Annotated in this window: 17 protein-coding genes; 5 read left to right on the top strand and 12 right to left on the bottom strand. The window is 45.6% G+C overall.

What is annotated here, in order from left to right:
• Positions 1-112 precede the first annotated feature (112 nt).
• Together FXV75_RS09995 and FXV75_RS09990 are read left to right on the top strand one after the other, a co-directional pair.
• Positions 113-1,213 (top strand): HD domain-containing phosphohydrolase, encoded by a 1,101-nt coding sequence (locus FXV75_RS09995; RefSeq protein WP_148833038.1) that lies wholly within the window; start codon positions 113-115, stop codon positions 1,211-1,213.
• Positions 1,214-1,276: 63 nt separating this feature from the next.
• Positions 1,277-2,203 carry a histone deacetylase gene (locus FXV75_RS09990; RefSeq protein ID WP_148833036.1) on the top strand — a complete coding sequence of 309 codons (927 nt, stop codon included), beginning with the start codon at positions 1,277-1,279 and terminating at the stop codon, positions 2,201-2,203.
• 14 nt (positions 2,204-2,217) lie between these two features.
• On the opposite strand, the gene FXV75_RS09985 is transcribed toward FXV75_RS09990, so the two are convergent.
• From FXV75_RS09985 to FXV75_RS09975, 3 genes are read right to left on the bottom strand one after another with little or no spacing between them, the layout of a single operon-like run.
• The gene (locus tag FXV75_RS09985) at positions 2,218-2,853 is read right to left on the bottom strand and encodes an RluA family pseudouridine synthase (RefSeq protein ID WP_148833033.1); all 636 of its coding nucleotides are present in this window, start codon (positions 2,851-2,853) and stop codon (positions 2,218-2,220) included.
• A 19-nt stretch (positions 2,854-2,872) separates the two neighbouring features.
• On the bottom strand, positions 2,873-5,644 hold the full coding sequence (rapA, locus tag FXV75_RS09980; protein ID WP_410428246.1) for an RNA polymerase-associated protein RapA: 2,772 nt from the start codon (positions 5,642-5,644) through the stop codon (positions 2,873-2,875).
• Positions 5,645-5,703: 59 nt separating this feature from the next.
• A complete protein-coding gene (locus FXV75_RS09975; protein WP_148833029.1) occupies positions 5,704-6,321 on the bottom strand; it encodes a YigZ family protein in 618 nt (205 codons plus the stop codon).
• Positions 6,322-6,382: 61 nt separating this feature from the next.
• Between FXV75_RS09975 and FXV75_RS09970 the strand changes: the two genes are divergently transcribed.
• Positions 6,383-7,693 (top strand): DNA recombination protein RmuC, encoded by a 1,311-nt coding sequence (locus FXV75_RS09970; protein WP_148833027.1) that lies wholly within the window; start codon positions 6,383-6,385, stop codon positions 7,691-7,693.
• On the opposite strand, the gene FXV75_RS09965 is transcribed toward FXV75_RS09970, so the two are convergent.
• The 5 genes from FXV75_RS09965 to FXV75_RS09945 all read right to left on the bottom strand — a co-directional run bounded on the left by FXV75_RS09965 (position 7,690) and on the right by FXV75_RS09945 (position 12,999).
• On the bottom strand, positions 7,690-8,859 hold the full coding sequence (locus FXV75_RS09965; RefSeq protein ID WP_148833025.1) for a cation diffusion facilitator family transporter: 1,170 nt from the start codon (positions 8,857-8,859) through the stop codon (positions 7,690-7,692). The two genes, FXV75_RS09970 and FXV75_RS09965, sit on opposite strands and share 4 nt — an antisense overlap.
• A 165-nt stretch (positions 8,860-9,024) precedes the next feature.
• On the bottom strand, positions 9,025-9,921 hold the full coding sequence (locus tag FXV75_RS09960; RefSeq protein ID WP_148833023.1) for a recombination-associated protein RdgC: 897 nt from the start codon (positions 9,919-9,921) through the stop codon (positions 9,025-9,027).
• A gap of 2 nt (positions 9,922-9,923) precedes the next feature.
• Positions 9,924-10,502, bottom strand: coding sequence for a thymidine kinase (locus tag FXV75_RS09955; protein WP_148833021.1), 579 nt, complete (start codon positions 10,500-10,502; stop codon positions 9,924-9,926).
• A 70-nt stretch (positions 10,503-10,572) separates the two neighbouring features.
• A complete protein-coding gene (gene ybfE / locus FXV75_RS09950) occupies positions 10,573-10,863 on the bottom strand; it encodes a LexA regulated protein (protein WP_148833019.1) in 291 nt (96 codons plus the stop codon).
• Between the two features lie 87 nt (positions 10,864-10,950).
• Positions 10,951-12,999, bottom strand: coding sequence for a carboxy terminal-processing peptidase (locus tag FXV75_RS09945; RefSeq protein ID WP_148833017.1), 2,049 nt, complete (start codon positions 12,997-12,999; stop codon positions 10,951-10,953).
• Positions 13,000-13,122: 123 nt separating this feature from the next.
• Here FXV75_RS09945 and FXV75_RS09940 point away from each other — a divergent pair, with 123 nt between their 5' ends.
• A complete protein-coding gene (locus tag FXV75_RS09940) occupies positions 13,123-14,421 on the top strand; it encodes a M18 family aminopeptidase (RefSeq protein WP_148833015.1) in 1,299 nt (432 codons plus the stop codon).
• A 110-nt stretch (positions 14,422-14,531) separates the two neighbouring features.
• On the opposite strand, the gene FXV75_RS09935 is transcribed toward FXV75_RS09940, so the two are convergent.
• Both FXV75_RS09935 and FXV75_RS09930 read right to left on the bottom strand, forming a co-directional pair.
• A complete protein-coding gene (locus FXV75_RS09935) occupies positions 14,532-15,854 on the bottom strand; it encodes a TolC family outer membrane protein (RefSeq protein ID WP_148833014.1) in 1,323 nt (440 codons plus the stop codon).
• A 229-nt stretch (positions 15,855-16,083) separates the two neighbouring features.
• Positions 16,084-17,349 carry a hypothetical protein gene (locus tag FXV75_RS09930; protein WP_148833012.1) on the bottom strand — a complete coding sequence of 422 codons (1,266 nt, stop codon included), beginning with the start codon at positions 17,347-17,349 and terminating at the stop codon, positions 16,084-16,086.
• Positions 17,350-17,508: 159 nt separating this feature from the next.
• Here FXV75_RS09930 and xni point away from each other — a divergent pair, with 159 nt between their 5' ends.
• On the top strand, positions 17,509-18,300 hold the full coding sequence (gene xni, locus FXV75_RS09925; RefSeq protein WP_148833010.1) for a flap endonuclease Xni: 792 nt from the start codon (positions 17,509-17,511) through the stop codon (positions 18,298-18,300).
• A 2-nt stretch (positions 18,301-18,302) separates the two neighbouring features.
• Here the strand turns inward: xni and FXV75_RS09920 are convergent, their stop codons facing one another.
• Positions 18,303-19,121, bottom strand: coding sequence for a hypothetical protein (locus FXV75_RS09920; RefSeq protein WP_148833008.1), 819 nt, complete (start codon positions 19,119-19,121; stop codon positions 18,303-18,305).
• Positions 19,118-20,281: a methyl-accepting chemotaxis protein gene (locus tag FXV75_RS09915; RefSeq protein WP_148833006.1), complete on the bottom strand. Its 1,164-nt coding sequence runs from the start codon at positions 20,279-20,281 to the stop codon at positions 19,118-19,120. Before FXV75_RS09915 ends, FXV75_RS09920 begins: the two co-directional genes overlap by 4 nt.
• Positions 20,282-20,523: the final 242 nt, after the last annotated feature.

Raw genomic sequence — 20,523 nt, 5'->3', positions numbered from 1 at the left:
ATAATGTCAGTGTTGGATTTACAATGAAAGGCGATAACGATGAATTTGCTGTATTTTCTAATCGGCCTTAATGCTATTTGGAGTGTTCAACTCCTTGTAATGGAAGAGAAAAATGAGTCACTTTGCCTGTAAAGCGTTTTCAGTATTAGAAAAAGAAATAAAAGACGACTTACTTGAATGCTATGTAGAGGCGCAACAAGAAATTGAAGAAATGATCAATGGCATTGAGAGTGACGGCTTTTCTTCTGACAAGTTAGACAAGTTATTCCGTTCCTTGCATAGCATGAAGGGCAATTGCTCTGTCTGCTTTTTAGACCCTTTGGTTGGTGTGCTGCATAAACTTGAAGAGATCGTTGATGGAATGCGAGGCGGTTACATTCAATACCACCACTATTTGGGTGAGTTGATCATTGTTGTGGTTGAAAAAGTGTATGAGTTACTGCAGCAAATTTACCGTTCGCATGTTGCAGATAGTGATATGCGAGACGAATTGCAGCAAGGCTTGGAGGCGATATACGCCGCTGAAGACGATGCGAGTCGGGCTGATATGGCCGCTATTATGCTCAATAAGAGTCATCAAGCGCAAGATGAAAACGTTGAGCCTGCGGTGCCTGTGTCGGTCATTGTTAAGGTAAAATTTAGCGAACAGCAGCAAGAAGACATTGATTTATTTGTAGGTTACAGTCACAAAATCAATAAACTTCTTGGCTATTCACCGGAGCGCAGTGAGCGTATTTTGAAGCTTTGCCAGTTAATCAATGTTGAGTGCGCTACGCCAGTTGACGCGCCTCAATTGAGTGCTGCAGCGTACATGCACAACATGGGCATGGCCCTTATTTTAAACAACAAAGACGATGAGGTATTAAAGCGTCAGGCTGAACAAAATCACCCCATGGTAGGCGCTAAGTTACTTGCCAAACATGTCGGTTGGGAAGACGCCGTTGCTATGGTGCAAGCACATAAAGAGCGTTTTGATGGGTCAGGCTTTCCGCAAGGACTAATGGGGTCTTTGATTCCACAGGGCGCATTTATTTTATCGATGGCGGTGATGTTTATTGATACGGTATGGGGAAAGTCTGGCAGTGAATACAATAAGAGTGCCATGCACGCCGTGCAGATGATTAACTTTGAAAGTGGCAAAGGATTCCCGCCTCACTTGATAGAGTCGTTTAATTCCGCTCTGCGTAAAGTGTTGGTCGTAAAGAGTCTATAACCGTGTGCTCATGGCGATTTTTTTGTCACTCCATGACGTAGCGTGATTTAAGTTGTTTGTCTGATGCAAAACACGGGGTTACCCCTCATTTATCATCCCCATTACAGCATCCCTTTTCCTGTGGGTCACCGTTTTCCGATGGGGAAGTTTGCTCTTCTGTCTGACATCTTGCGGGAGCTAGGTATTCTGACGACAGAAAATATTTACGAGCCAGTCCCACTTTCTTTAACAACACTCATGAGCGCTCACGACAAAGCCTACGTTCAGCGCTTTATTCGCGGCCATCTCGCTCAACAAGAAGAAAAAGCCATCGGTTTGCCTTGGTCAGAATGGTTGGTTGAGCGCACATTACGGGCCGTGTCGGGTACTGTATTAACGAGTGAGCTGGCTCTAAAGCATGGCTTAGCATGCCATCTGGCGGGTGGAACGCATCACGCTGGACCGTCATATGGCGCAGGTTTTTGCATTTTCAATGACCTTGCTGTAGCCGCTTTAGCTTTGGTTCATTCAGGTAGAGCGAAGAAAATTCTTATTTTAGATTGCGATGTGCATCAAGGTGATGGCACCATCGCGTTTTTCAAAGACAGAACCGATATCATTCCAGTATCGTGGCATTGTGAAGAAAACTATCCACAAATCAAACAAACCGCCGGCATCAATATTGCCATTCCAAAAGGTGCCAATGACCAAGAATATTTAGCGATACTGCAAAGCGGTTTGCCGAATATCTTGGAACAACATAACCCCGACTTTATCTTCTATGACGCGGGCGTTGACGTTCACAAAGACGACCGACTTGGCTACCTGAATTTAACCGATGAGGGCATTTATAATCGAGACAAATACGTCATCGAAACTTGTGTCGCACTCAATCTACCTACCGCGTGTGTTATCGGCGGTGGTTATGATCGACAAGAAGAAAAGGTGGCGTGGCGGCACAGTCTTTTGCATCAAGCCGCGAATCAGGTTTGGAAAACCATGAAACCATAAAACAAGCGTTTTACTTAAAATGGACAAGGCGCGACAAACGCGACCCAGGCTTGAGTAAACGGGTGCCGAAACTCTAGCCGGTAAGCGTGTAGTAAAAGCCGAGGTTCGTCGGTGAATTGATCATCGTAGAATTCATCGCCAATGATGCTGTGCCCAAGGCTCTGCATGTGTACGCGCAACTGATGTGAGCGACCCGTAAAGGGCACTAATAGAACGCGAGTCGTACTGCCCTCGAACCCCATTGGCTCCCAAAAAGTAATAGAATCTTTGCTCCATTCGTCGGTGCAGACAATTTGTCTGGGGCGGTTTGGCCAGTCGCACCGCAGTGGTTTACGTACTTCGCCACGAGCACCCAAAAGATGACCGCGCACTAACGCGCGGTATTCTTTTTTGACTTCCCGTTCACGAAAATGGGCGTACATGCGCTTTTGGCATTCGTGGGTTTTCGCCACAAGGATTAAGCCAGACGTGGCTTCATCCAAGCGATGAATAGCAAAGGCTTCGCCGAACATAACCTCTGCTCGATGCAAGATAGAATCGAGCTTATCTGGACCTCGACCGGGTACAGATAAGCAGTTAGCCGGTTTATTTATTACGGCGAGCCAGTCATCTTCATAAAGTATTTCAAGATGCGGCGCAGCGCTCTTCACAGAGTGTCCTTCACAAATATCATTCCGGTTTAGTGGTCAAGATAATGCGAATGGCGTCCAAACGAATTTGGTGCTCATCGATACGAGTTAAGCCTTCTTGCATGTTGACTTCAAGACGCTCGATGTCTTCATCACGAATGGTATCGTTAAAAGCTTTCAACTCTATCAACCGCTCGATTTCATTTTGGCAACGATGCTGATAAGACGTTTTCGCCGCGTGGACAATAGGGCGCGCTTGATCTTGAGCATTCAGCTGGTGGGCTTGTAACACTTCGATCAAGTTTTTGCGTAAAGCCGCAACCCATTGTTCTGCAACTCGGTTCGGTACGCCTTTGAGTTTTTCCGCCCATTTGTCTGCGGTAAATTGGTGATGTAAGAATTTGCCATTGGAATCAGACAGTTGCCACATAGGCGTCATCGGTAAAGATTGCGCCAATTTCAAACGAGGGTGTGCGGTCGCTTCGATAACAAACATACTTTCTACCAGTACCGTGCCTTCTGGTAACGCAGCGATAGGCAAAATCGCAGAGGTGAGTTTACCTGAATCAAAGCCTTGTACTTCGTCCATCAGCATGGTGATCAGCGGATGTTCCCAAGTCGCAAACGCTACGTCTTCACGCTGGCTGGCTTGGCGTCGATCGAGCATTAACATCTTGCCGTCTTCGTCTATGCCCGGTAAGGCTTCGAGCATCATGTCGGTCGAAGGGCGCAAGAACCACGCCGCACGTTCTGGTTCATCGTTGATGCAATCGGCGTAAATGTTAAACGCATGGGTAACTTGTTCGATGTAATGATGCAAGCCTTTGATCGCTTGGTCATTGATTTGGTCAATCAATTCGCGTGCGCGCTCTGGACGGCATGAACTCATTTCTAATAAGCGATTGCGGCCTTCTTCCATCTGTTTCAGTAAGGCTTCATGGTATGCATGGGCTTCTTTGAGTAAATCCGCATCGTCGTCTTGTCCGTGCAAGTAAGCGTGTAAACTGTCACCAAAGGCTTCTTCTACTTTGTCCCCAGAGCCTGTGGTGCGGCAAAAAGCATTGAGTGCATGGTGATACCAATAGAACAATCGTTCCTGAACGCTCTGTTGCAGATATGGCACGTGAATTTGTACATCGTTTAATTGACCTAAACGATCCAAACGCCCGATACGTTGTTCAAGCAGGTCTGGGTGTTCTGGCAAATCGTACATAACAATGTGATGACTGAACTGAAAGTTGCGACCTTCGCTGCCTATTTCAGAACAGACTAAAATCTGCGCGCCGTCTTCGTCTGCAAAATACGCCGCCGCTCGATCTCGATGGATCAGTGGCATTTGTTCATGAAAATCGGCGCTCTGAAATCCCGCAAAAGTCAGCTGGTCGTTGAGCCATTGAGCCATGTCGGCCGTATGACAAATCACCAAGACTTTATCGGCTTGGCACTCAAGAAATTCTTTAAGCCAATTCCAACGAGGGTCTTTTTCCCACAGACCATCCGCCACGTCAGTTTCTGGCTGCACGTGACGATTGGCGGATTCAAAGAATTCGTTGTTTTCCAGCGGATAAGCATGAACATAACGATCAGGGAAGCCACCCACAGCGGCGCGTGTGTTACGGAACATTTCTCGCCCAGTTCCGTGGCGGTCGATTAACCAGCTGATGGCTTCTTTCGCGGCTTCTTGTAATGCGACACCTTTTTCGGTCGTCAAGGTTTGGAACCATTCCTTCGCACTAACTTCGGCTAAGTAGTCACCAAAAGCCACGTTCCAATCTAGCGCATCGGTTTGTTGTTCTGATTGCGTGAAAGGCAATAAAGCACCAGCGAGCTCAGCGGCTTGTTTAAAAGCGTGTTGCTGAGCTTGATAATGTTCGAAGTCGTGATAATGATCGGCATCTAAGAGTTGCAAGCGAGAGAAATGTTCGCGTTCACCGGTTTGCTCTGGCGTGGCACTCAATAAAAGCAAAGACTCGGTTTTTGCAGCTAAACGCGAGACCACTTGATAGCTAATGCTCGGCGTTTCTGGGTGCCAAGCAAGGTGATGCGCTTCGTCAACAATGACCATGTCCCATTCTGCGTCCAGCATATGTTGGGTCGCTTTTGGGTGTTGGCTCGCCCAATCAATAGGGGCAATGACAAAGGGTTGTTGCTCGAAGGGGTTGTCGTCGCCATCAACGAAATCTTCGTATACCGATTCATTGATCAAGGCAAACGGCTGATGGAAGCGACGCAGCATTTCGACTAACCATTGGTGCTGCAAATTAGTCGGCGTCAAAATTAAAGCGCGTTTGCATAAGCCGTTTAATAAGCGTTGATGAAGTATCAAACCCGCTTCTAGCGTTTTGCCCATACCGACTTCATCACACAGTAAGGCCCGCGCTTTAGGGCGATTCGCAATGTCGTGTGCCAGATAAATCTGATGTGGTAATAGTTCGGCTTTTAATCCCATTAATCCGCGCACTTGAGAAGCGGCGTTGGCGGCTTGATGCTCTAGTGTGTGTCGGCGTAGGTCAAACCACATACGGCGAGCGGGCGACAATGCCAGTAAAGAATCCAGCTCGTTTTTGTCGTTGCGAGGAAACTGGATAATAGATTCTTCCAGCCAATCGTCGTCTTCGCTGATGCGATACTCGATAAGGCCGTTGATCTCTTCAACTTCCAACACAGTGTAGGTGTTATCTTGATAATGCAGTTGGTCGCCGTCGGTTAACGAGCGTCGAACAAGGCTGGTCTGGTCATTTGAGTATTGACGGTCTGATTCAGCATCGGGAAAATGCAAGGTAAAAGACTTGTTTTGCTTGTCTACTATCATGCCAACGCCGAGGTCAGGCTCGTTGCGGCTACTCCATCTTTGTCCAGTTTGGTACATAGTTATTCGTTGTCCGGTTCAATTAAAGTTAAGCTTCCTTGGCACAAATCCGTCAAAGTGATTTTGTGCTTAGGCCAAGTGCGTTCAATTACAGCAAGATTAATGACAATATTGTCGCTGTACGTTTTGTCGGTAATGTTTATGTCGCTTTGTTCAAGCCAATATTCGACCTTACCCAATAAAGGGTAGGATATTTTTAGCTGAACAGGGAGACGAGGGTAAATATTTTCGTATTCTGTTTGTGCCAGTGCTTCTTGTACGGCTTGGCTATAGGCTCTTACCAAGCCTCCTGCGCCTAATTTGACGCCACCAAAAAAGCGTGTGACCACGACGGTGGTTTCGCCAAAGTCCGAATGTTGCAACACGTTGAGCATGGGCTTACCCGCGGTACCTTTAGGCTCACCATCGTCGCTTTGATCCCACAAATGCACGTTATTAGGCACCCCGGCAACAAAAGCCCAACAGTGATGATTGGCATCAGGATAACGCTGACGCATTTCTTCTATAAACGCTTTTGCTTTATCGCGGCCTTTGGTGCGACAAACATGGGTAATAAACTGACTATTTTTAATCTCTAGGTCAAAGCGTTGCGTGTGTGTTGGGCTTAGATAGTAATCCATGTAAACTTATTCGCTTAACTTAGAGTGATTGATTTTTCTATAAAAATAGCAGGTTGTAAATATGACAGATTGGCTTTCGCAGTCCATTTGGGTGTTATCGGGCTTTTGTGTCGGTGCGATTTTTGTTTCTGGTGTTGCCGGCGCTATTGTACAGGCTATGCGACGTCAGTGGCAGCGTACAGAAGAAAAAATGCAGCAACAAAATGAGGAATTACAGCGCCTTTTACAACAATCGAAAGACCATGTTCATTATTTGGAAAAAGAGTCTTTGACCTTAGAGCAGCAATTTGCGGCGGCGCAGAGTGTGTGGCAAGAAAAAGAAGCGTTTTACAGAGAGCAAAAGAAGCAAAACGAAACAGAATTCAAGCAGCTTGCCCATGAGATATTGAGCTATCAGGGTCAGCAATTGGCAAAGGAGAACGAACGACAACTCGTGTCTTTGTTAACACCGCTTGGTTCTCAAATTCAGAAATTCCAAGAGAGTGTGGATAAAAGCTATCAAGAGGAGGCCCGCGAGCGCTTTTCCCTTGTGAAAGAAATCAAAGGTTTGCAATTGCTGAACCAAAAAATAAGCGACGATGCGACTAATTTAACGCACGCTTTAAAAGGCCAAAATAAATTGCAGGGTGGCTGGGGAGAGGTGATTTTAGAACGAATATTAGAACGTTCCGGTTTAGAAAAAGGCCGTGAATATGAGACACAAGCGTCTTATCAAACCGAAGAGGGGCGGCGTTTACAACCCGATGTGGTGATTCATCTGCCTGAAGGCAAGCAAATAATTGTTGACTCGAAAATGGTGCTGATCAGTTATTTGGCCTACATGGAAGCCGACACGGAAGAAGATAGACAGCGTGCTTTGAAACAGCATTTGGAGGCGGTACGACGGCACATGAAAGAACTGAGTGCCAAGTCATACCAAGACTTACCGGGCGTGACGTCGTTGGATTTTGTGCTCTTATTTATCCCGATTGAAGCGGCCTTTGGTTTGGCATTGCAAGGCGACAATGGCTTGTTTAGCGAAGCGTTTGAGCACAATATCATCATCGTCGGGCCGTCTAACTTGTTGGCAACATTACGGACGATTCAAAATATTTGGCGTAATGAAAAGCAAAGTCAGAATGCCATCGAAATAGCCCGTCAAGCTGGCGCTATGTACGACAAGTTTTCAGGTTTTGTGCAGGACATGGACGACATTGGCAGCAAGCTCGAGGCCGTTACTCGAACTCACGACTCTGCGCTGAAAAAACTCACCTCAGGCCGAGGTAATTTAGTGTCCAGAGCGGAAAAGCTCAAAGTGATGGGAGCAAAGACCAACAAGGCATTGCCAGTCGCGCATTTAAACGATGACGCGACGGACGAATTGGGTGATTAGTGTTCTTGGAAAACCCACAGCACAGACGCTTTATTGATGTAGCGAGTGTTTTGTAGATCAAACAAAATCCCAGAAGTGAGTTTTTTTAAATCATCGTTGTCGGGGGCTTTTTCAGCCACAGCGATGATTTCTACATCCAGCATATTGTTTAGGTAATGTAAGCGAGTATTGGGGATATCTAAATACGCGGTATGTTGGCGAAGTAAAAAACCTAAGTCGGCCATGATTTGATGGCGAGCAGGCAGTTGCAAGTGTGCGGGTTTTCCAGATTTATGAATAAAACTGTCGGTCTGAATTTTTTCGTCTGTATCAATATGCACCATCACATCTTCGACCTGTGAATGTGCTTTCTTGATGGTGTAGGCTACCAAATCGCCCAAATAATGCCCTTCGCTCACACTGGCATGGCTGGGGACATGAATGTGCATGTCTAAGTATATTTTGCCTGCCATTGAGCGAGCACGAACGTCGTGAGGGGCCATGACGTGTTTTAGGCTGTTGGCTGTGTCCTTTATTTGTGCAATGAGTTTTGGGTCGGGGGCTGTATCGACCAGTTCAGCGAGGTTTTCCCACACCATGCTCACCGCCATTTTACCAATTAGCACCGCGACTACGATGGACGCCACCATGTCCGCCCAGCCATAACCAAAGTACACCCCGACAAGGCCGATCAATACCGCGATAGACGACAAAGCGTCACTGCGGCTGTGCCACGCATTCGCAATCAGCATTTTACTGCCAATTTGATCACCTGCTCGTTTGGTATAATGAAAAATCGCTTCTTTGATGACGATGGTGGCTATGAGTGCGGCGAGTCCGTACCACGTAAACTGCGCTTGTGAAGCCGTGGCCGTAATAGATTCATAAGCAATGCCAACAGCCACGACAATGAGCACCATGCCAAGAAACACCGTTGTTAAGGTTTCAAAGCGTAAATGTCCGTAAGGGTGATTCTCGTCTGGCCCTTGGCGTGAGTTGGCCGACGCGAAGTACACAAAAACATCCGTGACCAAGTCAGACAAGGAGTGAATACCGTCGGCAATAAGCGCTTGGGACTGAGAAAAATATCCCGCCGCTATTTTGGCTAAACCGAGTAGGGCGTCCCAAACAGCTCCGACAAGGGTGACTCTGATGGCGATGGATTGTTCTTGTTCTTGTTTAGTCATGATGGATATCGGCCTACAGTAGAGTGAGGGAAATAAGAAAACAACGCGTCATTTATACAGAGTATTTGAGCGTATAACCAAGATAGGCGTGAGCGCTCGTATTGTCGAAGTTCTCCCCAAGCTTATCCACGGTATTTGTGGAAAAGCGTGGGAAAGAAAGCGGGCTTAGTCGATGTCAAACCACAGGCAGTAAGATTCAAAAAACGCTCTTATGGTTAATGACATTAACGAGAAATTAGCGTCCATATCCGATAAACCACCGCCTTGAGAGTCGTTAAACGCAGCGTCTTTTAAGGCGTCGTCCACTTTGATTTTACGCAAGGTTAAGTCGTCATATAAAACAAAGCTGAGTTTGTCGGACCAACGCAGCGCCAAGTTTTTGACCGCCATGCCTTCCTCTAAATGGCGTGTCACATCATCTGAAAGTGGTTCCAGCGCTTTAAAGCGAATGGTGGCCTTGTCTTCTGATGCGTCTTGTATCTCACATTCGTCCCCCGTTTCTAGGCTAGCGGGAACCTCGTTTTTGGTTAACCATTCTGTCATTAATGATGAGGGGGATACTTTTGCCTGTAAAGGCGTCATGGGGAAGCTACCCAGTGTCGTCTGCAAGTGCTTGAATAAAAGCTCGGTCATGCCAGCATTGGTGCTGTTAAGAACCAGAATGTTTGCTTTTAAATCAATATAGGCCCAAATATCCGTACGTTTTGAAAAGGCTTTAGGGCGTAACGTGAACACCAGTTCGTCTTTTAGGTCGGACTGTTCTTTGCGGCCGACTTTACGGCCTTCAATCAGTTCAATTTCGGCAACTTTGGCTTCTAATTCCTCACGCACTACGGCTGAGGGCAACACTTTTTCTTCTTTGCCAGCGCGAAATAACAAGCACTGATCACTGGCGAGACTCCATTGTTCGCTGTTACGGATTAAGGGTAACCAGCCGAAGGAAAAGTCTTCTTGGGAGCCACATTCTTTTAGTGGAAACTCGGGTATCTTATCAATGAGTGCATTCGTATCGAGTGATTCGGTGTCTTTTAATTGGAAAATTTGGGCGTTTTTGAACCACATAATTAGTCTCTTACGGCTTCTTTAAAGTGTTTTCGGCAAACCGATAAGTATCGGTCGTTACCGCCTATTTCTACTTGTGCGCCTTCTTTGACAGGAACACCTTGTGCATTAAGGCGAATGACCATGGTGGCTTTACTGCCACAATGACACACGGTTTTTAATTCAATTAATTTGTCGGACCACGCCAACAGTGCTTTGCTACCATCGAAAAGCTCACCCTGAAAGTCGGTGCGTATACCAAATGCCAGCACAGGGATATGCAGTGTATCGACGATTTCTGACAAGTCATAAACTTGGCTTTTGGTTAAAAACTGGGCTTCGTCGATTAAAATGCAGCTTAATTTTTGTTCATCAGCATCGTTTTTAACCAGTGACATAAGATCAGTATGGTGATCGAACACGCTAGCTTGTGCAGAGATGCCAATGCGAGAGGCGATTTGTCCGGTGTCAAAACGATCGTCTATTGAGGCGGTGAGGAGTAAAACACGCATGCCTCTTTCTTGATAGTTATGGGCGGACTGCAAGAGAACGGTCGATTTTCCTGCGTTCATTGCCGAGTAATAAAAATACAGTTTAGCCATAGAGAGTCTATTTTTTTGCTTACCAGAGCCTGCGGTCGGCCAGTATAGCAAATCACTATTATGAATGACCTTATTTTTTAGATCTTGTTGATTTACTCACGCCAAGAGATTGGTTGATTTGTTGTGTGAGCCACTCGGCGCGTTTAAGGCCATTTTTTTCACACAACTGGTCGAGTTTATCGAGGACTTCTTGTTCTACGATTAATTCTAATCGCTTCAACCCTTGGGCTTTTTCTTTTACGCGCTGGGCTCGTTTATTGATCTTAAGTTGGTCCTTTCGGGTTAGTGGCTGAGTTCGGGGGCGCCCCGGTGTGGTGCCAAATAAGTCGATTGTATTGCGGTCGGATGACGCTTTTGCCATGGTATTGATTACATTTAAAGAGTGAAGAAAAAAAACGAAGACGCTCTTGTAAACGGCTTCGTTTCTGGTTTGAGTTAGGCTGTGCTGTTAATTTTGAGCGGTTTTCTTTTCAGCTTGCTGTTGGGCTAATTGATTTGTCGCAATAAAATCCAACAAAATCTCAGAGGCTTCTTTGGCAAAGGTATCTTCGTCGATTGGTTCGATATCATCAACCGATGTTAGTGTGTCAAGTCCAAGGGCTTTGCGACGAGTATTTTCGCGCAAGAGCTCATTGGCTTTATTTGTTTCTTGTTGCTCAATACGCGTTTTTTCGTTTAATGAAACGGTTTTGTACGTTTCGACTTGTTGTTTAAAATCTGAAATTTGCGCGTTAATGGCGACAAAGTTGGGGTCTTTGGCCATTCTGGCGGCGTGTCTTGGTTCTAAAACTGGCAAATAAGCCGGGATGTTCCAGTAGACGGGGTAGCGTGTTTCGTGGATTTTATCCCATATTAATGGGTTATCTAGCGCACTTTCACCAATGGTTTCTTTGTCTATGAGCGAAGGGAAAGCGATGTCTGGCATGACACCTTTGTGCTGTGTACTTTCGCCTGAGACACGATAAAACTTCGCCTGCGTTATTTTTAATTGGCCTTTGTCTAAATCTTGCAATACTTGAACTGTGCCTTTGCCAAAAGATTGGTCACCGAGGATCAGCGCGCGTCCATAATCTTGCATAGCGCCGGCCACAATTTCAGAGGCAGACGCACTCATACGGTTGATAAGCACGGCCATAGGGCCGCTGTAAGTGATGGTCGCATCTGTATCGCCAAGAGGGGTTACACGACCACTTTGGTCACGTATTTGCACGGTAGGTCCGGCGGGAATAAAGAGGCCTGTGAGCGCATTGGCTTCTTGAAGAGAGCCGCCGCCGTTGTTTCTAAGATCCAGTATCAGTGCGGTGATGTTTTCTTTACGCAGTTCATCAATCAGTGTTTTAGTATCTCGGGTTGAGCTTTTGTAATCCTTGTCGCCGGCCTGTATGGCGGCAAAGTCAGAGTAAAACGTGGGTAAAGTAATCACGCCCACTTTGTAAGTTTTTCCGTCTCGCTCAATGTCTACCACTTCTTTTTTAGCTGACTGATCTTCTAGCTTTACTTTTTTGCGCACGATACTGATGCGTTTACTGGTTTGTGTGTCGCCCTTGCTCGAGGTGATTTCTAGTACAACCGTAGTGTCGCTTTCGCCACGTATCATGTCGACCACGTCATCAAGGCGCATTCCCACGACGTCTACCATGGGGGCGCCTTCTTGACCAACGGCGATAATACGGTCGTTTGGCGATAAGTCACTTTGGGTGGCAGCCGGCCCCCCCGGAATCAGTCGTACTACTTTGGTGTAGTCGTCGTCCATCTGTAAGACAGCGCCGATACCCTCAAGCGATAAGCTCATGTTGATATTAAAGGTTTCTGAGGCTCGTGGTGCAAAGTAGCTGGTGTGTGGGTCTAAAGCCGAGGTAATGGCGTTTGCAAAGGTTTGATATACATCGGTGGCGTTGGTCTGATCGACTTGTCTAAGCTGGTTTTTGTAGCGACGTTCTAACATAGTGAGAATTTTCTCTTCACTCTCGCCGTTTATTTTGAGTGTAAGAGCACGGTTTTTGAGGCGTTTGCGCCAATAGTCGTCAAGCTCGGCGTCTGTTGTTGCCCAGGTTTGTTTGTCTGGATCGGTGTTGAGCGTTTCATCTAATGTGTAATCAAAGCCCTTCACCATTTCGGGGAGATGTTCTTGCAAGTCAAGTAGTCGTTTTTCGAGGCGTTCTAAATACACATTGTAAATGGTGTAAGCGACTTGCACGTCGCCGTTTCTTAAGGCGTCATCAAAGCTATTCTGGTACTGAGTTAGGCTGTCTATGTCGCTTTGTAAAAAAAAGCTTTTGCTTGGGTCTAGGGCGTCAATGTAGTAATCGAAAGCCTTTGATGAAATAGCGTCATCAATATTAGGTCTGTTATAATGAATGCCCTCTAACGTCTCGACGAGTTCTTTGGACACCTTGTCATATTCGTGGAGCGGTTGAAGCGCCTGAAAAGCCGACGCTGGCGATGCGGCAAAGGTGTAGCCGGTTAAAAGGCAAAGTAAAAGGCGTTTATAGTTCATCCTGATTAGGCTCTCTATGTCGGTAGGGTATATCGTAAGTAAAATCATATTAGACACTGGCCTGTAAGGCTAGCCAAAGTGTTAAAAAGTCACTTTTTTACAGCATTGTGCTGATAGGACATCATGAAACGTTCAAACTTCAATGAAAATTTACTGTCATTCCTTCCATTGTCCCCAACCCCTTTTCACGCCACTGACACGATGCGAAAAGCGTTAATAGCAGGCGGTTTTGTTGAGCTTTTCGAACAAAATACGTGGGTCATTGATGAAGGTGGGCGGTATTTTGTTACTCGTAACGATTCATCCTTGATTGCTTTTACCACGCCTCAACTGACATTTGACCAAAGTGGCTGGCGAATGATGGGCGCTCATACAGACAGCCCCTGTTTGAAGCTCAAACCTAATGCACAGGTCGACCGATTTGGTTTTCATCAGCTTGGGGTCGAAGTGTATGGAGGCGCTTTGCTGCACACTTGGCTTGATAGAGATTTGTCCATTGCAGGGCGCGTTACATTGAAAACAAAAACGGGTGACATTGTCAGCCGTTTGGTCGACTTTAAAGACCCGATCGCCGTGGTGCCCAATTTGGCGATTCATTTGAATCGACAGGCAAACGAAGGGTTTTCAGTGAACCCACAAGAGGAGATTCTGCCTATATTGTGTGGCGTGGAAAATGCATTCGATCTGCATGAGCTGTTAGCATCTCAACTTAAAAAGCAACATACAGACCTAGACATCGGCACTATTCTGGATTTCGAATTGAGCTTATATGACACCCAGCCTGCGGCGCTTGTTGGCTTGCATAAGGAATATATTTGCTCGGCTCGACTGGACAATTTGTTAAGTTGTTTTGTTGGCTTGCAAGCGCTACTGGATTCTGGCCAACAGCGCCCTTGTCTTTTAGTGTGCACCGATCATGAAGAGATTGGCAGTTTGTCGGCTTGTGGGGCTAATGGCCCTTTCCTTGAAGATGTATTGCGCCGATTAACGCCAAATCCTGAGCAATATGTTCAAGCGATGCAGCGCTCTATGCTGATCTCAGCAGACAATGCCCATGCTTTGCACCCTAATTATGCGAACAAGCATGATAAAAATCACGCTCCAGCCATCAATAAGGGGGCGGTTATCAAAGTAAATGCTAACCAGCGTTATGCCACTAACAGCGAAACAGCGAGTGTTTACCGTGATATTGCGGCAGAAGAAAATTACGAGGTTCAGTGTTTTGTTGTTCGCAGCGACATGGCATGCGGCAGTACCATAGGTCCAATTACGTCTGGCGAGATTGGTGTACCAACCATAGATATTGGTTTGCCGACGTTTGGAATGCACTCGATTCGTGAGTTGGCTGGTAGTAAAGATGCTCATGGTTTATACAAGGTATTGGTGCGTTTTACCCAGCGAGATAAGCTTATTACGCAATAGATGGCGTAAGCTTAGTCGGTGGCTAGGGGGACGTCTTTAGAAGCAAAAAAAACCGTAAAACACAGTTTTACGGTTTTTTGCTCATTTATGGCATCAAAGTAATCGTTGGTTCACTGTTTAATCACAAGCCATTGATCTAGTGCTTTGATTTCAGCTTCATCCAAGTCGCCTGTTGTTTCCAATAGGCTGAGTTTTTTAAGTACAAAGTTGTAGCGGTATTGCTCGTATGTATTTTGGGCATTATAAAGATTAGATTGGGCATCTAATAATTCAACTAGATTACGTGTCCCAACATCGTAGCCAGCTTTTGTTGCTTCTAACGCGCTATTACGAGAGCGAATCAACTGCTGTTGAGCGTCGATTTGAGCAACGGCGGTTTGAAGATCAAGATAAAGGCTACGAATATTCAGTTCAATTCTTTGCAACGAACCGGCTCTTTGTTCTGAGGCCGATTGAGCTTGCGCCGTCGCTTGGCGAACCGATGCCTCAATGGCGCCGCCACTGTAAAGCGGAATGCTGACGCCTAGAGCAACAGAAGACGTATTGGTCACGCCATCGGCGTTTGTTGTGCCACTACTGAAATTATTATCTTTGCGAGATAAAGAACCCGTAATCGAGACCGTAGGGGATCGACCGTTAGATTTTTGGATGCTGATGTTGTTTTCGGCGCTTTTGACCGCGATGTCTAAAATTTGCAAATCTTTGTTGTCGCGTTGCGCTTTAGAGATCAGTGAATCAACGGTCATACCCGGATCAAGACGAATGGGGAAGTCTTTAGACAGTTCTGGAACATGGGTTATTTCTTGACCTGTTCGTTGGAATAAGGCTTTTTGAGCGTAAGACACGTCAGAACGCGCACTTAATTCAGTCACACGCACAGAATCGTATTCTGCTTGCGCGTCTTGCAGGTCAGTAATGGACGCCAAACCCACTTCATATTGCTTTTTGGCACGGTCCAGTTGGCTCTCGGTGCTCTTGACTAAGGCTTGTGTCGTTTTCAGGGTTGACTGCGCGATCAACAATTTGAAGTATTCGGTTAGCGTCGTCAAGGCTAAATCTTCTTCAGCATTTGTAAAGCTGACTCCCGCACTTTGTGAGCCTAACTCGACAGCATCGACGGCGTAATTAAGCGCCGGTGAGTAAATAGGGTAATTCAGCGACAGTGCCAGAGTGTTAGATGTGTTGCTGTAGTCACTGGAAGGGTTGTCAATGTTATCGTACCCTAAATTACCGCTAAAGCTGATTTTGGGGTATAGATTTCCTTTGGTGACGGTGACTCCTTCTTTTTGGGCTTGGTAGCTTGCGGCGGCGGCACGCAAACCTGGGTCGTGCTGTTTCGCCAACTTGTACACTTCGTAGAGGCTGTCTGCGTGGGCAGCGGAACTGCTTAGAACAACTGCAGCGAGGATTGAGGGTATAATATGCTTTTTCATAGATCTCTGTGGGCTCGTAGTATGAAATATAGTTATAATACTACCCCAAGTTTTTCGCTTGTGGCAGTGCCATTCTTGCTATATCTATTATGACTGTTGACCATATCATAACGAAAGCGTGATATTTGGTTCTTATTAAGGAAAGTTTCTGCAAGCACCAAATGTTTTTAACATGATGGTTTTTTTTGTCCTGTATTGGCGGCCTTCCTGGTTTGTTTTTATGTGACTGTTACTCTTTTAGTACCAGTTGGTAGGTAACGGTTTTCTTTGCATTGGCGAGTATTTTTCCCTCCAGCGTTATGCTGTTCGCATTTACTTTCGTTAGCCCTATCCCTTCGAAAGATTCAATGAGCTCATTGGTCTGGTGTTCAATGGAATATTGCTGTGTTTGACTTGAGTGGTTTTCAATGTCGACTTGCCATGTTTGTGTGCTTGGTTGTTTTTGTGAAGAGGCGTTAATCAAGGTAAAGCGGCCTGTAATGTCTTGGCTGTTACCGGTAGATACACTAACGCGTGCGTCTTTGCGAACGGTTTTTAATGCCACAGAATCACCAGGAAGCAATAGATTGTCTCTTTTCCAAAAGGTGTTGTATTCCCCTGGTAAGCCATCTTGTTGCAATGAAAACAGCACAGTATGGGTGAAATTAAGTTCTATATTACTTTGGTTATGATTGTACGTGCGCACATTGGCTTGATGCGTTTGCTTTTCTATCTTGCTGCGGTGGCTGGGTAATGCGATCAGTGAGCTCGAATAGGGTGCTACCGATAAAGGGGGAGTGCCTATTGAGTAGCTGATTTCGTTGTCTTGGTAGCGTACTTTAGGTGAGGCATCGCTCATTGCCATAAGGCTGCGCTCTGTTTTAAAAAGTCGCTCAGTGGTGTTGCTAGAATGATGCAATAGGCTGTTTTGGATGTCTATTGGAGTATCGGATTGATTGCTGATCAAGGCCTGTTGAGACAAAGTGACTTGGTCTTCCTCGAAGATAAAACTCAGCTGAGGGCGCCAAAATAGTTGGTTGGTTTGATAGCTTACAGGATACGAGTCGCCTTTTTGTAAGGTCGATTTTGTGGATGATGCTGAAGGGATGAGATAAAAATCATCCATTGGTAAAGTAAGAGTTCGGTCATCGGTTAAGAGTTGAAACGACCGCGAAGAGTGCTCGATACGGAGTAATGTGCCAGTGTACTGAAGCGCTCTTTGTTTGTGTTCGACGCTGACTTTTTTGGCGATTTCATTCAGCCAATGTGATTCTGCGCTGGTTTGTAGGTTCAAAATTGGGGGGAAGTGTTCAGTAAGGGGCAATAAAGTACCAGGGTTGGGCTGTAATGTGAGGGTGTGATTGTGTTCAGTGACTTGGCTGTTATTGAAACCAATCACTGCGCTGATAGGGGCGGCGGCCGTGGCGGCCGATAAAAAAGCAAGTGGTAAGCATGTGAGTTTTACCAGGGTGGCCCAGGTCGCTTTAGCATAACAATAATCAGAATATTGTTTCATTATCAAATCCTTTCGTTTTTTTACTCGATCACTATGACCTCATAACTCATCAGTGTGACAAATGGCCAGTGTCACAAGTTGTCGTGATGAGTGTAGACACATGTTACCCTATTATATTGATGTTCTCGAAGCGCAATGGCGTAAAAATAAGGGCTTGGTGTGAATAAAAAATTACTCATTGTTGATGGTTTGAATCTCATTCGGCGTCAATATGCGGCGCTAGAATCAGAGCAAGATGCGTTGCGGCGTATTGAGCGCACCCAAAGTATCGCGATCGATGCCTTGTCCAAACTGACCCAGCAATTTGATCCGACTTACGCCGTGGTCGTGTTTGACGCCAGTGGAAAAACATGGCGACATCATGTTTTTCCTGAATACAAGTTGGGCCGCGTGCCGATGGATGATGGCTTACTAGAGGCCTTGCCAGATTTTGCCCGAGTGTTTCGGTTTAATCATTTGCCATGCTTAAGGCTAGATGGTTGGGAAGCCGACGATCTTATCGCTACGCTCGCGGTAAAGGCCGCGTTAAATGGCATTAAATCCTACATAGTGTCGACCGACAAAGGTTTTACTCAGTTATTAAGCGACAGTCATATTTTGCAGTATGATTACTTTGCAAAATTAGGCTATGACAAAGCTTGGGTTCCCGGTAAATACGGTGTAGAGCCCCATCAGCTCACGGATTATTGGGCGCTTGTTGGTGATGCAACCAATAAAATCCCCGGGGTGAAAGGCATTGGTCCTAAAACGGCTCAGAGTATTATTGCCCAACACCCAACCATTGAGTCTATTTATGCGAACGCCTCCAGTTTGTCGGAACGTAGCCAATCGTTGTTGGCGGGCGGTTACGATCAATGTCTTTTATCGAGGTCACTGGTGGCTCTAAAAACCGACGTGGATATTGGCGTGCGCTTGTCTCAGTTGCGTTACACGACGAGACAAAGACCATGAGTTTAGCTAATGTCATCTTCCAGTGTTTTAAAGCCTATAAAAATGAAGTCATAAATTTCATCGATCACCTGAGTGGCTTGTTCAAAAAGAATATCGGGGTTTTCTTTATCGAGGGTTGAGTTTTGAATGTGACGGTTAATGTTGCTTATAAATTGGTTAAGTCGTTCATTGCATAATGAAGGTAAAGGGGTGATGAGCGTCTTGATGTGGTCTTCTATTTTTCCTAAGGTGAACACAAGCTGCAGCTTTTTATCGGCTCTCATTTCGTGCTTAGAAGCAATCTGCATACACAGTGCGCGAACTTGACCTACGGATTCCGCTAATTCAGGCAGTGTTTTAACCAGTTGTTTAGCGGCATCGCGAATGTTTTCGTGTGGATGAGACGTGAGAGAAAATTCGTCGGACATGTCCCAAATCGCGTCAAGTTGACGGGCGATTAATCCCGAATGAAGTTGAAAGCTCTCGGCGCTGCTAAGGGTGTGGTGATGCATCAAACGCTGCCATTGTTTGATAGGATATTGAACGCTTCGAGACGCTGGGTATGCGTGGAGCGTTTCAAAAGCTAGCAAGCTTTTGTATAGCTGATCAATGCCTAATTCCAGCTGGTTAAGCTTTTCCTTGCAGTCATGGTTCCCACTCAAAAAACCAGAATGCATTCCTCGATGTTGTTGCGTTATTTTAATCAGCTTTATAAACAGCAAGATGCCTGAAATACCGGACAGGGACCGTTGTTTGAAAGCTTTTTTTGCCCATATTTGACGACTGATTGCGAGCGTTAAAATGGCAATGCAGACCACTATAAAAAGGCTAATTACGCTCATATATTTGTTTCCTTTTGCTCCAAACGGGAAGAAAGCCACTCCATGTACTTCACCATGTCTTTTGTGTCTTTACTGGCTTGGCTATGTTGTTCGCTGACGAGGGCAATGTGTTGTAATCGGGTGCATAGTTCTGTGTTTGCAACATCAAAGGTGTGAATTAAATCCGTGGAATGTTGGACTTCTTGTTGGGTTGAATGAGCGGCTGAATGAATCGCTATTAAAGCAGACGCTGCCTTATTAGAGCCTTCTGTTACGCTGTTTGAGTATGACATTAATTCCATACTGGTTTTTTCTGAATGCTGAACTTGGTACGCAATAGACGACACCAGTAACCGAATATCTTGCGCTGTTTTATCTGTATTTTCAGCCAAATGCCTTACCTCATTTGCCACCACTGCAAAGCCTCGACCGGCTTCTCCTGCGCGTGCCGCCTCGATGGCGGCATTTAAGGACACTAAGTTAATTTGCGACGTGATCTGTTCAATGGTATTTACAAAATGGCTGATGTCTTGTGTCACTTTAATGAGCTGAGTCATTTGCGCCTGATTATCAATAACTTTTGACCGCATGCTGTCAATATGTTGTTGCAGGTCGTTGAGTGCCGTTTGACCTTCTTCAGATTGTTGCCGAGTTTGATTCGCCGTGATGGACGTTGCTTTAATGCGAGACAGGATGCTCTTTACGGTTTCACTCATTTCCTTACTGGTAACCAACAAGGCCTCCAGTGCTTGGTATTCCTCGTTTGCCCCTCGTGCAACGCTGTTTGAGGAGTTTTGAAGCTCCTTGGCGGTGTATTGTGTTTCCTTTGAGCAGCTGCTTAGTAGGTTATTTTGTCTGTTTAAGGATCTAAGTAAGGCGTTTATGTGATTTGCCAAGCGATTGAACTCGCCATCATTGGAGGACAGCTTAATCACTGTGGTGGATTTTATATTGGTTAAGTTCTTACAAAATTCTTTTACGCGTTGTTTTGTGAGTGCGCTGGATGAGAGGGAAAAATAGACCAACAATAGCGTGCATAATGGATTGATGATCTGAGCATGTTGTTTAAAAGGGGGTATGACGGTAACAATAACTGAAACAACGCCCAGTGTAATAACCATTATCAGGCGGGCGTAATAAGGCAGTGCCGCCATTAAGATTGTGCCTGGCATCAGTATCATAAAAAATCCCCAGTTTACTTATTGATAGGTCAATTGCATTGCATTGTAACTTGCAATTTGCAGACCATAAAATGCGCTGCGCTAATCCTTTAATTGATATTAAAGGCATGTAACCTTATGTTATGTATAGGGTTTATTTTGTGTACTTTAGGGTGTGATATTCAGTGCATTATTTAAGTGCGAGTGCGGTAGGGCAGTGCTCTAAGTCAGGGCTTTTATGAATAATTTTGTTCATGGCTTAT

Source organism: Marinomonas sp. IMCC 4694, from assembly GCF_008122525.1.
Classification (GTDB): Bacteria; Pseudomonadota; Gammaproteobacteria; order Pseudomonadales; family Marinomonadaceae; genus Marinomonas.
Note: the sequence above shows the minus strand (reverse complement) of the source record. Positions and strands in the feature narration are given on the sequence as shown.

What these genes read in the sequence shown, in the direction of transcription:
- FXV75_RS09975 (WP_148833029.1), bottom strand. Translation starts at nt 6,321, where the DNA reads ATGGATTACTATCTAAGCCCAACACACACGCAACGCTTTGACCTAGAG.
- FXV75_RS09940 (WP_148833015.1), top strand. Translation starts at nt 13,123, where the DNA reads ATGAAACGTTCAAACTTCAATGAAAATTTACTGTCATTCCTTCCATTG.
- FXV75_RS09930 (WP_148833012.1), bottom strand. Translation starts at nt 17,349, where the DNA reads ATGAAACAATATTCTGATTATTGTTATGCTAAAGCGACCTGGGCCACC.
- FXV75_RS09920 (WP_148833008.1), bottom strand. Translation starts at nt 19,121, where the DNA reads ATGAGCGTAATTAGCCTTTTTATAGTGGTCTGCATTGCCATTTTAACG.
- FXV75_RS09960 (WP_148833023.1), bottom strand. Translation starts at nt 9,921, where the DNA reads ATGTGGTTCAAAAACGCCCAAATTTTCCAATTAAAAGACACCGAATCA.
- ybfE (WP_148833019.1), bottom strand. Translation starts at nt 10,863, where the DNA reads ATGGCAAAAGCGTCATCCGACCGCAATACAATCGACTTATTTGGCACC.
- FXV75_RS09915 (WP_148833006.1), bottom strand. Translation starts at nt 20,281, where the DNA reads ATGATACTGATGCCAGGCACAATCTTAATGGCGGCACTGCCTTATTAC.
- rapA (WP_410428246.1), bottom strand. Translation starts at nt 5,644, where the DNA reads ATGATAGTAGACAAGCAAAACAAGTCTTTTACCTTGCATTTTCCCGAT.
- FXV75_RS09955 (WP_148833021.1), bottom strand. Translation starts at nt 10,502, where the DNA reads ATGGCTAAACTGTATTTTTATTACTCGGCAATGAACGCAGGAAAATCG.
- FXV75_RS09965 (WP_148833025.1), bottom strand. Translation starts at nt 8,859, where the DNA reads ATGACTAAACAAGAACAAGAACAATCCATCGCCATCAGAGTCACCCTT.
- FXV75_RS09945 (WP_148833017.1), bottom strand. Translation starts at nt 12,999, where the DNA reads ATGAACTATAAACGCCTTTTACTTTGCCTTTTAACCGGCTACACCTTT.
- FXV75_RS09990 (WP_148833036.1), top strand. Translation starts at nt 1,277, where the DNA reads ATGCAAAACACGGGGTTACCCCTCATTTATCATCCCCATTACAGCATC.
- FXV75_RS09935 (WP_148833014.1), bottom strand. Translation starts at nt 15,854, where the DNA reads ATGAAAAAGCATATTATACCCTCAATCCTCGCTGCAGTTGTTCTAAGC.
- FXV75_RS09995 (WP_148833038.1), top strand. Translation starts at nt 113, where the DNA reads ATGAGTCACTTTGCCTGTAAAGCGTTTTCAGTATTAGAAAAAGAAATA.
- FXV75_RS09970 (WP_148833027.1), top strand. Translation starts at nt 6,383, where the DNA reads ATGACAGATTGGCTTTCGCAGTCCATTTGGGTGTTATCGGGCTTTTGT.